The following is a 14511-nucleotide window of genomic DNA, read 5'->3' as shown; positions in this document are numbered from 1 at the left end:
CTTCTCCTTCCCGGCTCGCACGGCGGCAGGGCGAGCCGGGAACAGCCCGCCCTGCCGCGTCGCATGGCCCGGTCAGTCGGCGACCGACAGGTTCGACAGGATGATGTTGTTGGAGACGGTGAAGCCCTCGATCTCCTCGGCCAGGCCGTGCAGCGGCTTGTAGTTGCCGTAGCGGATGTAGGGCGCGTACTCCATCACCTCGGTCTGCAGTTCCTTGAACAGCTCCAGCGCCTCGTCCTGATCCTCGGTCACCCGGATCTCCTCGACCAGCCGGTCGATTTCGGGGCTGTCGGTCCAGCCGGCATACTCGTTCTTCGAGTGCAGGAAGATCGCGTTGATCGGCGTCGGCTCGAAGGTGAACTCGGAGGCGAAGAGATCCCATGCTTCGGGATCGGCGCGGTACTCGAGAAGCGTCGCCCAGTCGTACTCGGCCAGCTCGACGTTCAGCCCGACTTCCTGAAGCTGCTGCTGCACCACGATCGCCGCGTAGAAGTGAAGCGGATAGGCGCGGGACACGAGAAAGCGCAACTCCTCTCCGTCATAGGAGGATTCTTCGATCAGCCGACGGGCCTTGTCGGCGTCGTCCTGGTTGTAGAGCTCCTCACCGGCGTCGTTGTACCACAGCACCTGGCTCGGCGCGGCGAGCGAATGCTCGAGCGAGAAGAACCGGTCGTTGCCGAGCGAGGCATAGAGGATCTCTTCCATGTTCAGCGCGGCGCTGACCGCCTGACGCAGCTTGATGTCGCTGAAGGGGCCGTGCTTCTTGTTGAAGAACATGCCGAGGAAGGCATAGTCCTCCGCGAAGATCTTCAGCGCCTCGTCATTGACGATCTGATCCGCATTGTCGTGCGGAAGCCTTAGCGCGATGTCGTACTGGCCCGAGCGCAGGCCGGAGACGCGCGTGGAATCGTCGGTCACGATCTCCATGTAGACGTCGTCGACACCGGGCTCCTTGGCCCCGGCAAGGCCGTTCGGCGGCGTGTCGAGAGAGCTGTAATCCTCGAATTTCGCCAGGTGCATTTCCTGGTCGGTATCCCAGTTCTCGACCCGGTAGGGTCCGGTGCCAACGTATTCGGTGACGCCCTGCGCCGGCGCGTTCGCGACGATCTCCTCTGGCATGATGCCGGCGAACTGCATCGGGTTGCCGATGACCGACAGCGTGAGCGGCGCAGGCTCGGCCAGCTTCAGCGCCAGGGTCATGTCGTCGACCTTTTCGAATGTGGCGTCCGACAGCGTGCCGCGCGCGAGGATCGACCGCTCCTTCCAGCGCTGCATCGACGCCACCGCGTCATCGGCTGTCAGCGGCTCACCGTTGTGGAAGGTGACGCCCTCGCGCAGAGTGATCGTGTAGGTCTTGCCGTCCTCGCTGACGTCGATCGACTCCGCCAGCACCAGTTCGGGTTCGTAGTCGGCGTTGAGCGTGACCAGCGGCTCGAAGATCTGCGCCGCGAAATCCATGGTCGCGTAGGCGGTCGACATGTGCGGGTCGATCGACGGCGGGATGGTATCGTAGGCAATACGCACTTCGGTCCGGTCCTGGGCGAAGGCGCCTCCGGCCATGGCCGCCAGTGCCATCACGGCGGCCGAGGTCTTGAGTGACTTGGTCATTTCTTTCTCCTCTGTTGGATTTTTCGTCAGACGACCGGATCGGCGCCCGCGGGCGGGGTCCGGTCGAGGTCCAGCAGGGCCCGGGTCAGGACCCGGGCACCGTTGACGGCATCTTCCCTGGTGATGCTCTCCTCGGGGCAGTGGCTGCGCCCGTCGAGACAGGGCACGAACAGCATGCCCATCGGACAGATCCGTGCCATGTGGGCCGCGTCGTGCCCCGCCCCGCTTGGCATCGTCACGGCACTGAGATCGAGCGCGCGTGACGCTTCCGCTACGGTCCGGGTGATGTCCCCGGCGCAATCGGTGGGCTCGGACGCGCTGAGCAAGCGCACCTCGAGGCGCAGCTCGCCGCGGCGGCAGACGGCCTCCTCGGCCCAGTCGATGATTGGCGCGAGGAAACCGTCCAGCAGCTCCTGGCGATCGCTGCGCACCTCGACCGTGATCCGCGCTTCGCCCGGTACCGCATTTGCCGCGCCCGGACGCACGCCGATCTTGCCGACGGTTCCCACGAGATAGGCATTCGAGCGTTGTTGGGCGTGCGCCTCGTGGTTGATCCGCTCCACGATCCGCGATGCCCCGACGAGCGCGTCCTGGCGCAGGTTCATCGGGGTGGTGCCGGAATGGTCGGCCCGTCCGGTCACCACGATCTCGTACCGCTTGATTCCGACGATGTTGGTGACCACGCCGATTCGTGTGCCTGCGGATTCGAGGACGCGCCCCTGCTCGATATGCAGTTCCAGAAAACCACGGATCTCCTCGGGCGAGCGGAGTGCACCGTTCAGCTTGTCCGGCTCACCGCCGCATCGGCGAATGGCTTCGCCGAGCCGCTCGCCCTCCGGATTCGTGTATTCCAACAGGCTGGCAGGAAGATTCCCGGACATCGCACGGCTGCCGACGCAGGACACGCCGTAGTCGCTGGGTTCCTCGGACAGGAAATCGACGACCTCCATCGTGTGCCGAGGCGCCGTATCGCCTTCAGCGAACGACTGGACGGCTTCGAGCGCCGACAATACGCCGAGGATGCCATCGTAGCGACCGCCATCGGGCACGGTGTCGATATGGCTCCCGCTGACAAGCGTGCCGGCGGCGGGGTCGGATCCAGGCAACGAACCGATGAGATTGCCGCCGGCATCCATACGGGTTCGAAGGCCGGCGCTCTCCATTTCTTCGCGCAACCACTCCCGGGCCCGGGCATAGCGATCCGTAAAGGCGCGACGGGTCCATGGCCGACCCGGATCGGTGTACTCCGAGAGTTTCTCGAGCCGCTGCCACAATCTGTCTTTGTCTAGCTCCATACCGACCTTTTCCGCTCGAGCATTCAGTTGCGTCGGGGCGCCATTCTCAAGGCAAGTCCCTCGAGATTTGGGCGCATGTGTCCGTGGCATTCCGTGACCGGGCGACTCCCCGATGCGCCGGTACCGTCGGCCAGTCATCGACTCGCATACTTCCCTAGATTGCAAATTTAGTCAAACCGATGCCATTGTATAACTTATCTGCATACTCGGTTCTTCAACCCGCTCATACCTCCAGGCAACTTAGGCTTGGCTCTAAACGGCCGGGTCGGCGGGGCTCGAAAGTGGATGCGTGCCGGCGCCACCGCGGACAAACACGCCGTGGCTTATAGCCGGCGCTCGCAATAGGCCGTGCCCTTGCGGATATATCGTCTCGATGGAGCGCCTTATTCAGGACTTCTTGTCTTCACCCGACGGCAACAGAAAGGCGGCTGACGATCCCACTCGGGAAAGAAATACCTGGAAGCAACGTCACGACGTTGTAAATGCTTACAAAACTTAGCGGTTGGTGTCCGGAAAGATCGCTCACGGCAATCGAATTGACGGACGCCCGAGGCTGTCCCCGCTAGGATTGAAGGACAATCAAACTGCTACCGGCTATCAATTCACGCCAGATGACTATTATTTAAAATCTTCACCACACCTGTCGCGTATGGGCGGTGAGCCTCCCTCCAAGGGTGTCTTCGCCGCCTTGCGCCGGTAGCCTCCGCAGATCGCGGGCATGCACCGCCGTCCGACCGACCGGAGAAGGGAGCCTTGCCGGGCCATCGCGACCGCACGGGTTTGGCCCAGCGCGGCCGAATGTCAGCGACATTCGACTTCCCACGTGCATGTCGGGACCGGCATGGCGGACCGGGATCACGCCGCCTTTCGCAGGGTCATGAAGGTCATCATGCCGAACGGCGGCAGGGACTTGCGTTCGACGGGCGAGAGGCTGGTCTCTCCAAGAACGGTCTCGTCCGAAAAATCCGAATGCCACCCGAGGACATTCGCAAACGGCGCAAACCCGCGTTCAAGCTTCGACAGAACGCCCGTCGTCCGCTTGAAGTGGTTGACGACAACCACCTCGCCGCCAGGTTTGCAGACGCGTGCGATCTCGGACATCACCGTCTCGGGCTCGGGCACGACCGACAGCACGTGCATGGCGACGACCGTGTCGAAATGCGCATCGGGATAGTCGATCTCCCGCGCGTCCATCTGGCGGAGCTCGCGGACGTGCTTCAGGTTCATCCGATCGACCTTGTCGCGTGCCTTGACCAGCATGTCCTCGCTGTAATCGACGCCCGTCACCTCGAGGTCGCCGCGGTAGTGCGGCAGCGCCAGTCCCGTGCCGACGCCGACCTCCAGGACCGTTCCGGACCGGCCGTTCACGTAGTCGACCGTCCTGCGCCGGCCGACATCGGTGATCGCCCCGAACGTCCGGTCGTAGATGGGCGCCCAGCGGGCATAGGAGGTCTCAACGGCGTTGCTGTCCATGTCAGTTGTCCTTCGGATTCGCCGCATGCGGCTTCGTGACAAGTGCCCAGACGACAACAGCGACGTAGCCGATGCAGAGCGCGACGAGAGTGACCCACGCGAATGTCAGAACGGTCGCTCCGATGAACGCGACGCCGACCAGGAACACCTTCACGTTGCGACGAGATATGGCTGTGGTCTTGAATGACCAGGTCGGAATCCGGCTGATCATCGAGAGTCCGATGACGACGAGGTAGATCGATATCGCGAGCGGGTGCAGGATCGGGGCGCCGGCGAAGGCGAAGGAGAGGAACATCGGCAGCATGGCCAGCATCGCGCTGGCGGGGGCCGGCACGCCCACGAAATAGGCGTTGTCCTTGCCGCTCGTCTCCGACTTGGTGCCGACATTGAACCGGGCGAGCCGCAGAACGCAGCAGGTCGCGAAGATGAGAACCGAGATCCAGCCGAGGCTGGTGTGGCTCTGCAGCCCCCACAAGTAGATCACCAGCGGCGGCGCCACGCCGAAGTTCAGGAAGTCGGCGAGCGAGTCGAGTTCGGCACCGATGGCGCTGTCGGCGGCCATCGCGCGCGCCAGCCGCCCGTCCAGCCCGTCGAGCACGCAGGCCGCCAGGATCAGCTTCACGGCCAGGGGGAAATCGCCCTGAATGCCGAAACGGATGGCGCTCAGCCCGGCGCAGATGGCCGCGATCGTCAGCATGTTCGGCACGAGCTGGATGAGCGGGATTTCCGATCTCGGTCTGCGCGGCGGTTTCTCTGTCATCGGGTCTGGTCGGTCCGGGCGGCTTCGCCAAGTTCGGCAATCACCGTCTCTCCCGCGACCATCGTCTGGCCGATGCGCACCTTCGGGGTCACCCCCGGCGGCAGGTAGACGTCGAGCCGGGAGCCGAAGCGGATCAGGCCGAACCGTTCGCCGGCCGCGAGCGCATCACCTTCCCCGGTCCAGCAGACGATGCGACGCGCCACCAGGCCGGCGATCTGGACGACGGCCAGGTCCTGCCCCGCGGCGGTCCGGATGCAAAGACTGTTGCGCTCGTTGTCGGCGCTGGCCTTGTCGAGAGACGCGTTCAGAAACTTGCCTGGCCTGTAGGCGATGCTGGTGACGCGTCCCGCCACGGGGGCGCGGTTCACATGGCAGTTGAAGACGTTCATGAACACGCTGACGCGCGTCAGCGGCGTCGCCGCCATGCCGAGCTCGACCGGCGGAACCGCCGGTTCGATCAGGGAGACGATGCCGTCGGCCGGGCTGACGACCAGATCGTGCCCGCCGGGCGGCACGCGTTCCGGATCGCGGAAGAAGTAGTAGCACCAGACCGTGAGGCCGACGCCGAGCCACCCGGTCACCGGCGACAGGAGGAACAAGCCAACGGTCACCGCCGCGAAGATGGCGACGAACCGGATGCCCTCGCGATGCATCGGTTTCACGAAGGTTGAGAGCATGTTCATCGCCGAGAACCTCGCGGTGACGCGGCCAGCGGTCCCGGGCGCCCCACGCGGCCGGTGCACTTGCGGTCACCCCGTGTCATTGCCGGAAAGATCGCCGCACTCGGCGCTGCGATGTTCTTTTGGGTGTACTGCAAAGCCATCTCATGAATCGCGTACTCTACAACCGGCGCAGGGACAACCGGAGCCAACGCCGGAAGAAGGTGCCGGCGATCCTCGGCCGGTGTCGGTCGCAGGTTCCGGGCCATATCGCCCTCGTTCGGCCGTCCAGACCGCTCCGGGTGCCTGCGGCCCTCGTCACCGGGCCGCGGCATGGCAGCGCCGGAGCCCAGCCATGGTTCGGATTTTGGAACGGCGATTGTGGCCTTGAGCCGGTTGGACGCCCCCCCCTGGGCTGGCCCCGAGCCGTGCCGGCGCCTCCCCGACCGGGTAGCCCCGCTCGACGATGCCACCTCGATGCAAGACCGGCCCCGTACCGGACGCTGGCTGATCCCCTTGCGGGGCTGCCTTGGGCGGAACATTGCTGCCAAACCGAGAGGGCGGGACCCAGCACGGCGCCACCCCGCCCTGACGGCGGAACAGACAGTGGCGCATCGTCCGTAAACCTGCCACCTTCGGGCGTCGCCACTCCCCCAAGGATTGAAAAGCCATGACGACGGTCTTCGGCCTTGATGCGTCCCTGCTCGCGCTCGGTCTTCTGCTGCTTCTCTTCGTCGCCTTCGTCGTCGAGAAGTATCCCCCCGATGTCACCGCGGCGGGAGGAGCCGCGCTCTTCATCGTGCTCGGCCTCGTGCCGAGTGAGGAGGTGATGGCCGCCTTCTCGAGTTCCGCGCCCATCACCATCGCGGCGATGTTCGTCGTCTCGGGCGCGCTCGTGCGGACGGGCGTCCTCGACGCCCTCGCCGACCTCGTGATCGAGCACGCCGCCTCCCGCCCGGCCCTCGCCGTCGCGCTCTTCGTCTTTGCCACCGTGGCCGCGTCGGCCTTCATGAACAACACACCGGTGGTGCTGGTCCTCATCCCGGTGGTGATCCGGCTTGCGGGCAGCCTTGGCCTCGCTCCGACCCGGCTTCTCATTCCACTGTCCTATGCGGCGATCCTCGGCGGGACCTGCACGCTCATCGGGACCTCGACCAACATCCTCGTGGATGGCGTCGCGCGCGAGGCGGGGCTCGCGCCGTTCTCGATCTTCGAGATCGCACCAGTCGGGATCGCCGTTGCGGTCGTCGGCGGCATCTCGATGCTGGTGCTGTCGCGGTACCTGCTGCCCGACCGCGCCTCGCGCGAGGGCGGCGAGGAAGAAGAGACCCGGTTCCTGTCCGAGGTCGTGATCCGTGAAGGCTACCGCCATATCGGCGCACGCCTTCGCGATGTCGCGGACTTCCAGGAATCGCGGCTGCGGGTCACCGGCCTGCGGCGGGGCGGGCGGATACAGCGATCGAACCTGGACAGCGAGGCGCTGCGCCGCGGCGATGCCCTGATAATCGTCGCGGGCACCTCCGAGCTTCTGACTTTGTCCGAGCGCACCGGCCTGCGCGTAGGCCAGCGGCGGTCGATCGAGATCGATACCGAGGGGGACGTCCGGATCGTCGAGGCCATCGTGACGCCCTCGCGCCGCAGCTCCGGTCTGCGTATCGCCGACCTCGCACTCGGGCGGCGCGCGGGCATCCGGGTCCTCGGCGCGTTCCGTCCCGGACACATCGCCGGCGCGGATCTCTCTAGCGTTCGGTTGCGGCCCGCGGACAAGCTCCTGCTCGAGGGCACCGCGGAGGGCTTCGAGGAGCTCCGCCGCTCGGGCGACGTCGTCTCGATCACCGCGCCCGGCGGCCGCGCCTACCGGCGCAAACAGGCTCCCGTCGCGGTGCTCGCGCTCGTCGGCATCGTCCTCCTCGCCGCGCTCGACGTTCTGCCCATCGGCATTCTCGCGCTCGTCGCGGTGGCGGCGATCCTGGTCCTGCGCTGCATCGACAACGACGAGGCCTGGGCCTCCATCGACGCCTCGATCGTCGTGCTGATCTTCTCGATGCTGATCGTCGGCGCCGGACTCGAGCATACCGGCGCGGTGGAGCTTATCGTCGGTGCACTCACGCCCTGGCTGGAAGGACTGTCGCCCTTCGTGCTGCTGGCCGTCGTCTACTTCGTCGGCTCCTTCCTGACCGAGGTCGTGACCAACAACGCTGTCGCGGTGATCTTCACGCCGATCGTGATCTCGCTTGCCGGCCAGCTCGGCGTCGATCCCCGCCCCTTCGTCGTCGCCGTGATGTTCTCGGCCAGCGCGAGCTTTGCCACGCCCATCGGCTACCAGACCAACACGCTGGTCTACGGCGCGGGCAACTACCGCTTCGCCGATTTCCTGCGGATCGGCATCCCGATGAACCTGATCGTCGGCGCCGCGGCGATCCTCGCGATACCGCTGGTCTTTCCCATGTGAGCGCCGCATCCCAGCCGTCCTGGCGTCTCCGGGCGTTCGTTCGCGGGCGGACGCGGTTCCGATTTCGATCGGAACTCAACGCTCCGGCGGTTGCGAGGACGCCAATTCGATGTCCCGCTTGCGCTCTCGATGGAAGACGTAGGCGCCCGAGGCGAGGATGATGCTGGTACCGAACAGCGTGATCGCATCCGGAAAATCGCCGAAGACCAGGAAACCGACGGCCGTTGCGCCGACGATCTCCAGGTACTGGAACGGCGCCAGGATACTGGCCTCGACCTTGCTGAAGGCGAAGGTGATCATCAGGAACGTGACCGTCGCCAGCGCCCCGGCCGAGATCACCGCCAAGACCACCCATTCCGGCATCGCCCAAACGCCGGGCATGCGGGCACCGAAGATCACGCGAGCGGTTTCCGCGAGGACAAGGAGCCCGGCAGCGAAGAGCGAGGCGCCGAACTGGAAACTCAGGGCCGACTGGCGTGCCGTCGCCTTGCGCAGCACGATCATGTTCAAGGCGTAGGCGACCGCGCCCACGAGCGGCAGCAGGACCACGGGCCCGAACTCCGAGAAGTTGGGCCGAATGACGATCATTGCGCCGATCAGACCGACGCCCACGGCCGCAAAGCGCCGCGGTCCCGGCACTTCGCCGAGCAGCACCCCCGCGAGCACGGTCAGAACCAGCGGCTCGAGGAAGAAGATCGCGATGGCCGTGGCGATCGGCATAACGGAGAACGCGGTGACCAGCGTGTAGGTCACCGTCGCGATCAGCACGGCCGAGATCAGCGACGCCCGGGTGAAGACCGGCCCGGCCATGTGCCGTCTGAGCAGGAACGCGACCGGCAGAAAGAAGGCCGCCTGCGCCGAGGCCCGCAGCACGGTGACCTCGAATGCGGGGAGGACGGATGTCAGCGACTTCGAGATCGCATCGCCGACCGGAAGCAGCCCCATCGCAATGCACATGAAGATCATGCCGGCCCGCTTGTCGGCCGGCTCGTGGTGGGTAACGCTTGGGCTCGCGACCATTTCGCCTCCTCCGGCACCTCGCGAGGTGCTCGAACAGGTCCGGGCGTCCAGGACGATTTCGGGGATGCCGCGAGACGCCATCTCGCGCACCGCAAGCGCTATAACTTCCGTGTGACCCGGTCAACCGGCGGGCCGGCGCCTGCCCGGGCCGGGACCGCGGCGAGGTCCGCGCGCCTCCCGGTGGGGCCCTCCCTATGACGTGCCGCCTCTGCCAGCCCTGACGGCACGGATCGAAACGCTCCCCGCTCTCGATCCCGCGCCCGATGGCCACGGCATGCCCGGATCGACGGCCTTTCCGTCCCGCTCGCCCCCGAGGATTGTCATTCGCTGCCTGCGGTACGCTGGATGCCGCGGCTGTCGGACATGGAGACCGGCGGGCGTATCGCTCCGCTTCATCCCTTGCGGAGCGGCCGGCTTTTCCGAACTATTGTCGCAATGCCGCAAGTCGACCTGAACACCACGCGCCGATGAGCGTATTCTGGACCGCAGGAACAGGGATCGTGGCGATCGGCATCGTCGCGTTCTGCATCTGGCGGGCGATGGCCACGGCGCGTACCCCGCAAGGGTCTGTGGCGTGGGTGATCTTCCTGCTGAGCGCGCCATGGTTCGCGGTTCCGGCCTATGCGGTCTTCGGCGGCCACAGGATTCGCTCCTACACACGGTCGCGGCAGCGCAGCCGGGCGCTCGCCTCGGATCTGAAGGACGATACGCGCTACGCTCCGCCTCACGAAGCCGCCCGGACGCGGCTCGCGGTCTTCGAGCGGATCGTGAACCTGCCGGCGACCGGCGGAAACTCCGCGCGGCTCCTGATCGACGGGCACGACACGTTCGCGGCGATCTTCGACGCGATCGACACGGCCCGGCACAGTGTCTGCGTGCAGTTCTACACGATCGTCGACGACACGACCGGACGGGCGCTGGCCGAGCGCCTCATGGCGGCCGCGCGCCGGGGGGTCGCCGTGCGCCTGCTCTTCGACGGGGTCGGCAGCTACGGTCTGCCGCGCAGTTACCGCCGGAAGCTCTCCGACGCAGGGGTCGAGGTCGTCGACCCGCGCGCGGCGCGCGGTCCGACCTCGCGGCTCAACATCAATTTCAGGAACCACCGCAAGACCGTCATTGTCGACGGCGAGGTCGGTTTCCTGGGCGGCCACAACGTGTCCGACACTTACGTCGGGCACAATCCGCGGTTCGGCCGCTGGCGCGACACGCATCTCGCGCTCCGCGGGCCGATCGTGGCGCAGCTCCAGCTCATATTCGCGGAAGACTGGCACTGGGGCACGGGCGAGCTGCTGACAAGCGATCTGAACTGGGATCCGGGCCTCCAGGAGGAGAACCGGTCGGCGGTATTGCTTCCGACCGGGCCGGCCGACCCGACGGAGGCGGGCTCGCAGGTCTTTTTCGCCACCATCGCCGCGGCCCGTCACCGGCTATGGATCGCATCGCCCTATTTCGTGCCTGATGCCAGCACCCTCTCGGCGCTCAGCCACGCTGCGTTGAGCGGCGTCGATGTCCGGGTGATCCTCACCGGCAAGGTCGATCACCTCCTGCCGTGGCTCGCCGCCCATGCGTTCTTCGACGACATCCGGGCCGACGGCGTCCGGATCTTTCGCTACGCTGCCGGGTTCATGCACCAGAAGGTCATCCTTTGCGACGACGATCTGGCCCTGGTCGGCACGACGAATTGCGACATCCGGTCGTTTCGCCTGAACTTCGAGACGATGGCGGCCTTCGCCGATCCGGGCCTTGCCCACGAGGTTGCGACCATGCTGGAAACCGATCTGGCTAACTGCGACATCTACGAGACGCCGCTGGCCGAAGCGCCGCTCTGGATCCGAGTCGGCGCGAAGATCGCCCGGCTTCTGGCCCCGGTGCTGTGATGGACCTCAAGATTGCCAGCTACAACATTCGCAAGGCCCTCGGCATCGACCGCAAGCGGAGCCCGGAACGCATCCTGTCGGTCATCAACGGCATGGGAGCGGATGTCGTGCTCCTGCAAGAGGCCGACCATCGCCTCGGCCCTCGGCGCGCCGCTCTGCCGCACTCGCTCATCGCACGCGAAACGGATTATTCGGTTGCCGACCTGGCGGTCAGCGAAGTCAGCCTCGGCTGGCACGGAAACGCGATCCTTGTCAGGAAGGACCTGCCGGTGACGGCCACCGAGCGTTTCGACCTGCCGGGGCTGGAGCCCCGGGGTGCGGTCATGGTCCGGATCGAAGGACTGCACGTCGTGGGAACGCATCTCGGACTCATACGGCGCTGGCGCCAGCTCCAGATGCAGGCGATCCTCGACCATCTGGGCGACCGCGCCGCGACGTGTCTGATCGGGGGCGATTTCAACGAGTGGTCCCGTCGCGCCGGCTTTGCGCCCTGGGCCAGCGATCTGGAGCTTGTCAGCCCCGGACCGTCCTTCCACAGCGCGCGACCTCTGGGACGTCTCGACAGGTTCGCCCACGGCCCCGGCCTGAGCCTTCACGCCACGGGGGTCGAAAACCACGGCGCGGCGCGGCGTGCGTCCGACCACTTGCCGGTCTGGTGCGCGGTGCGGACCCATTCGGCGGACCGGCCGGAATGAGCAAGGGCGCCAACACCATGCGCGATCTCTGCCGACAACGGCGCGACCGGCCAGAATATCCCGCCTAAGGTAACGCGCTTCGCGGCGACCGACCGCTCTGAGGGCAGGGCAGATCGTCCGTCAGCGGGCCTCCGCGAGCAGCCGGGCACCGGAAGCGAGTTGGTCTGGGTGCCCGGACTCGTCGAGCATGACATAGGCCGACCGGCCGCGCTCGAAGACCGCCACCGTCCGGCCCTCATAATCGAAGGCCGCTGGCGAAACCGGGGCCGTGCCCCCACCGCGCGCAACCGCCAGGACGAAGATCGGTCCCAGATCCGGAGTATCGACCGACATCGCGACCCCTGGGCGATCGGGGGTCGCCACGACCTGCACGTCGCGGACGGTCCAGTCCGCGGGCAGAGGCGGCAACGCGATCCCCAGGGCGGCAAGGATCTCCTGAGGGTCGAACGTCGCGGCTTCGGGTTGCGAAACCATCCAGTGGCGCAACTCGAGCGCGGCATGGGCATCGAGCGCCGCCTCTACCAGGGGCGGAGCTTTTTCGGGCCCGCTCGCCAGCCACACGCCGTGCCCGACCCAGCCGGTCGCGAAGAGCACGATGGCCGCGGCGACGGGCGCGCCACGGCGGAGTAGCCTGCGCCATCGCAGGCGGTCCTGCAGGCGACGGGCCATGGCCACGAGCCTCGAGGGTGAAGGCATGTCCGCCGAAAGCGCTAGGCGCAACCCTTCCATATCCCGGGCCTCGGCCATCAGGGCGGCCGCACGTTCGGGCCGCTCGGCAAGATAGTCCGCGAGCGCGTAATTGCGCTCGGTGGAGAGGCGCCCCTGGAGGAAGGCCGGAAGATCCGCTTCCAGTTCCTCGCTGCTATCGGTCGGTCCGGTCATCGCGCCCTCCTACAACTTTCAGGCCCCGGCCAGAAGACGCCACCTGGCCGTCCTCGAAAGCGCGCAGTTCGGCTCGGGCGCGCGCGACACGGGACATGACCGTACCGGCAGGCACGCCCAGGATCTCGGCCGCCTCGGCAAGGCCCAATCCTTCTATCGCCACGAGGTGAAGCGCCTCGCGACGCTCGGCGCTCAGCGCAAGGAAGGCGGCCCGCACCTGCGTCAGACGCGCTGCCACCTCGCCGGAGGCCGGAACGAAGAGCGGCCGGCTCTCGGCCCAGGCCTGCTCCCTTGCTTCGGCGGTGCGTTCGCTCCGCCGAGTGTCGATGAAGAGGCGATGCAGTATCGACATCAGCCATACCCGTTCGTCGGCACCGTCGCGGAACGTCCCCCGCCGTTCTTCGGCCCGCACGAAGGTGGCCTGCACCAAGTCATCCGCCGCGTCCGGATCGCGCGTGAGAACCCGCGCATACCGGCGAAGCGCTTCCAGTTGTCCCACGATGTCCAGACCGTTCCGGCCCATGATGTCGCACCCCGCCCCTGTTCGCTTGTCACGCAGACGGGTCTGCCGCGGTCTGCGGTCGTGCCTGGTAGACCGCCCCCGTTTCACCGAGGAACCGCGCGTTCTCTTCCCGGATGCGCGCGGCGGCATCGTCATAGAGGAACGGCAGGAAGGCATAGCGCCGCCCGCGGGTCACCTTGCTCACCTTGTGCAGCAAGGAGCACGAGAACACGACCGCGCCGCCCGGCGGCGCCTTGAACCCTTGCGGGCCGTATTCGGGAAAGCTCACTTCACCGCCGTCGAAATCGTCACTGAGATTCACCGAGACGGCAAAACGCCGATGCGCGGTCCCCTTCGTCGTGTTGTCGCGGTGCGGCGCGAAATGCCCGCCATCCTCTGCAGCGTAGCACGAAACGATGTAGCGCTCCATGCGCGTGACCTTGAACTGGTGGACCTTCGCGATCTCGGGCACCACGCGGCGCCGGAACCGTTCCTGCAAGGTGGAAATCAGCCCCTTGTCCTCGATATCGTAGTCCTTGCGGCTCTTGAAGCCGTGGTCGGTCACGCCGACAGTGCGGCCGCCGACCTCGCGCATGAAGCCGCTTTCCCGGCCGCCCTGCGCTTCGTAGAGGTCAACCAGATGCCGGCAGAGTTCAGGCTCCAGTACCCGGGGGAGGAACAGGATCGGGGGCATGCTCTGGATGCCGGCGAACCGGTCCGGGGGCGGCAGTTCGTCCAGCACCGACATGAGTTCGGAGATGTCGCTGCGGCTCTTCCGGAAGGGAATGGCCGCGAGAACCCGCATCGTGGGGTCGATGACCACCCATTGGCGGACGAATGCCAGGTGCCGGCTGCCCGGATCGGCGTCCCTGGCCACAACGCCGTAGAGGCGGGACGCGGTCAGATCGAAATCCCAGAAATGCCGGTAGCCGGGCACGCGGTTCGTCACGCGCCCGGTGGACTCGTCCTCCGGATCGACGCTGACCCCGAAGAAACACGCCTTGCTGTCGTCGAAGATGTCCGTCCGCTCGTGGACCGCGTTCAGGGCGGCCTCGGCGTGGGGATCGCTCGCGCGGCAATAGAAACAAAGCACCAGGTAGCGACCGGCCGCGCTGTCGAAGGAATAGCGCGGATTGGCGACGCTGCGCTGGATGAAGCCCGGCGCGGGATCGCCGGGCAGCAGCGCGGTGGTCGCACCGTTGCTTGCAGAAGACGTCATCTCACCACCCCTCCGTTTACCGGGTATACGGAGACAGGCCGCAAGCACGTCCCGAGCGCGGCGATTTTT

General features: G+C 66.5%; 12 protein-coding genes. 3 read left to right on the top strand and 9 right to left on the bottom strand.

Annotation, left to right across the window (positions count from 1 at the left end; all coding sequences use genetic code 11):
* Positions 1-72: 72 nt before the first annotated feature.
* From F3H57_RS06060 to F3H57_RS06040, 5 genes are all read right to left on the bottom strand, one after another.
* Positions 73-1608 carry an ABC transporter substrate-binding protein gene (locus tag F3H57_RS06060; protein WP_149755002.1) on the bottom strand — a complete coding sequence of 512 codons (1536 nt, stop codon included), beginning with the start codon at positions 1606-1608 and terminating at the stop codon, positions 73-75.
* 26 nt (positions 1609-1634) lie between these two features.
* Complete coding sequence (locus F3H57_RS06055; protein ID WP_149755001.1) at positions 1635-2903, bottom strand: Zn-dependent hydrolase; 1269 nt, start codon at positions 2901-2903, stop codon at positions 1635-1637.
* A gap of 855 nt (positions 2904-3758) precedes the next feature.
* A complete protein-coding gene (locus F3H57_RS06050) occupies positions 3759-4376 on the bottom strand; it encodes a class I SAM-dependent methyltransferase (protein ID WP_149755000.1) in 618 nt (205 codons plus the stop codon).
* Position 4377: 1 nt separating this feature from the next.
* Positions 4378-5136, bottom strand: a complete 759-nt coding sequence (locus F3H57_RS06045) for a CDP-alcohol phosphatidyltransferase family protein (RefSeq protein ID WP_149754999.1) — start codon at positions 5134-5136, stop codon at positions 4378-4380.
* On the bottom strand, positions 5133-5819 hold the full coding sequence (locus F3H57_RS06040; RefSeq protein ID WP_149754998.1) for a phosphatidylserine decarboxylase: 687 nt from the start codon (positions 5817-5819) through the stop codon (positions 5133-5135). Before F3H57_RS06040 ends, F3H57_RS06045 begins: the two co-directional genes overlap by 4 nt.
* A 646-nt stretch (positions 5820-6465) precedes the next feature.
* Between F3H57_RS06040 and F3H57_RS06035 the strand changes: the two genes are divergently transcribed.
* Positions 6466-8247, top strand: coding sequence for an SLC13 family permease (locus F3H57_RS06035; protein ID WP_149754997.1), 1782 nt, complete (start codon positions 6466-6468; stop codon positions 8245-8247).
* Between the two features lie 75 nt (positions 8248-8322).
* Here the strand turns inward: F3H57_RS06035 and F3H57_RS06030 are convergent, their stop codons facing one another.
* Positions 8323-9267, bottom strand: coding sequence for a DMT family transporter (locus F3H57_RS06030; protein ID WP_223162984.1), 945 nt, complete (start codon positions 9265-9267; stop codon positions 8323-8325).
* A 500-nt stretch (positions 9268-9767) separates the two neighbouring features.
* Here F3H57_RS06030 and cls point away from each other — a divergent pair, with 500 nt between their 5' ends.
* Complete coding sequence (gene cls, locus F3H57_RS06025; protein ID WP_223162983.1) at positions 9768-11144, top strand: cardiolipin synthase; 1377 nt, start codon at positions 9768-9770, stop codon at positions 11142-11144.
* Positions 11144-11839, top strand: coding sequence for an endonuclease/exonuclease/phosphatase family protein (locus F3H57_RS06020; RefSeq protein WP_149754995.1), 696 nt, complete (start codon positions 11144-11146; stop codon positions 11837-11839). Before cls ends, F3H57_RS06020 begins: the two co-directional genes overlap by 1 nt.
* 120 nt (positions 11840-11959) lie before the next feature.
* Here the strand turns inward: F3H57_RS06020 and F3H57_RS06015 are convergent, their stop codons facing one another.
* From F3H57_RS06015 to F3H57_RS06005, 3 genes are read right to left on the bottom strand one after another with little or no spacing between them, the layout of a single operon-like run.
* Positions 11960-12721: an anti-sigma factor gene (locus F3H57_RS06015; protein WP_149754994.1), complete on the bottom strand. Its 762-nt coding sequence runs from the start codon at positions 12719-12721 to the stop codon at positions 11960-11962.
* On the bottom strand, positions 12702-13244 hold the full coding sequence (locus tag F3H57_RS06010; RefSeq protein ID WP_149754993.1) for a sigma-70 family RNA polymerase sigma factor: 543 nt from the start codon (positions 13242-13244) through the stop codon (positions 12702-12704). The genes F3H57_RS06015 and F3H57_RS06010 overlap by 20 nt, the downstream gene beginning before the upstream one ends.
* Positions 13245-13272: 28 nt before the next feature.
* Complete coding sequence (locus F3H57_RS06005; protein ID WP_149754992.1) at positions 13273-14442, bottom strand: 2OG-Fe(II) oxygenase; 1170 nt, start codon at positions 14440-14442, stop codon at positions 13273-13275.
* Positions 14443-14511 lie beyond the last annotated feature (69 nt).

Origin of the sequence: Roseivivax sediminis, from assembly GCF_900112685.1 — a bacterium.
In the GTDB taxonomy this organism is placed as follows: Bacteria; Pseudomonadota; Alphaproteobacteria; order Rhodobacterales; family Rhodobacteraceae; genus Roseivivax; species Roseivivax sediminis.
Note: the sequence above shows the minus strand (reverse complement) of the source record. Positions and strands in the feature narration are given on the sequence as shown.

Bases quoted from the DNA above. Each gene is read 5' to 3' on its own strand.
- F3H57_RS06005 (WP_149754992.1), bottom strand. From the start codon at position 14,442: ATGACGTCTTCTGCAAGCAACGGTGCGACCACCGCGCTGCTGCCCGGC.
- F3H57_RS06055 (WP_149755001.1), bottom strand. From the start codon at position 2,903: ATGGAGCTAGACAAAGACAGATTGTGGCAGCGGCTCGAGAAACTCTCG.
- F3H57_RS06020 (WP_149754995.1), top strand. From the start codon at position 11,144: ATGGACCTCAAGATTGCCAGCTACAACATTCGCAAGGCCCTCGGCATC.
- F3H57_RS06060 (WP_149755002.1), bottom strand. From the start codon at position 1,608: ATGACCAAGTCACTCAAGACCTCGGCCGCCGTGATGGCACTGGCGGCC.
- F3H57_RS06035 (WP_149754997.1), top strand. From the start codon at position 6,466: ATGACGACGGTCTTCGGCCTTGATGCGTCCCTGCTCGCGCTCGGTCTT.
- F3H57_RS06030 (WP_223162984.1), bottom strand. From the start codon at position 9,267: ATGGTCGCGAGCCCAAGCGTTACCCACCACGAGCCGGCCGACAAGCGG.
- F3H57_RS06010 (WP_149754993.1), bottom strand. From the start codon at position 13,244: ATGGGCCGGAACGGTCTGGACATCGTGGGACAACTGGAAGCGCTTCGC.
- F3H57_RS06045 (WP_149754999.1), bottom strand. From the start codon at position 5,136: ATGACAGAGAAACCGCCGCGCAGACCGAGATCGGAAATCCCGCTCATC.
- F3H57_RS06050 (WP_149755000.1), bottom strand. From the start codon at position 4,376: ATGGACAGCAACGCCGTTGAGACCTCCTATGCCCGCTGGGCGCCCATC.
- F3H57_RS06040 (WP_149754998.1), bottom strand. From the start codon at position 5,819: ATGAACATGCTCTCAACCTTCGTGAAACCGATGCATCGCGAGGGCATC.
- F3H57_RS06015 (WP_149754994.1), bottom strand. From the start codon at position 12,721: ATGACCGGACCGACCGATAGCAGCGAGGAACTGGAAGCGGATCTTCCG.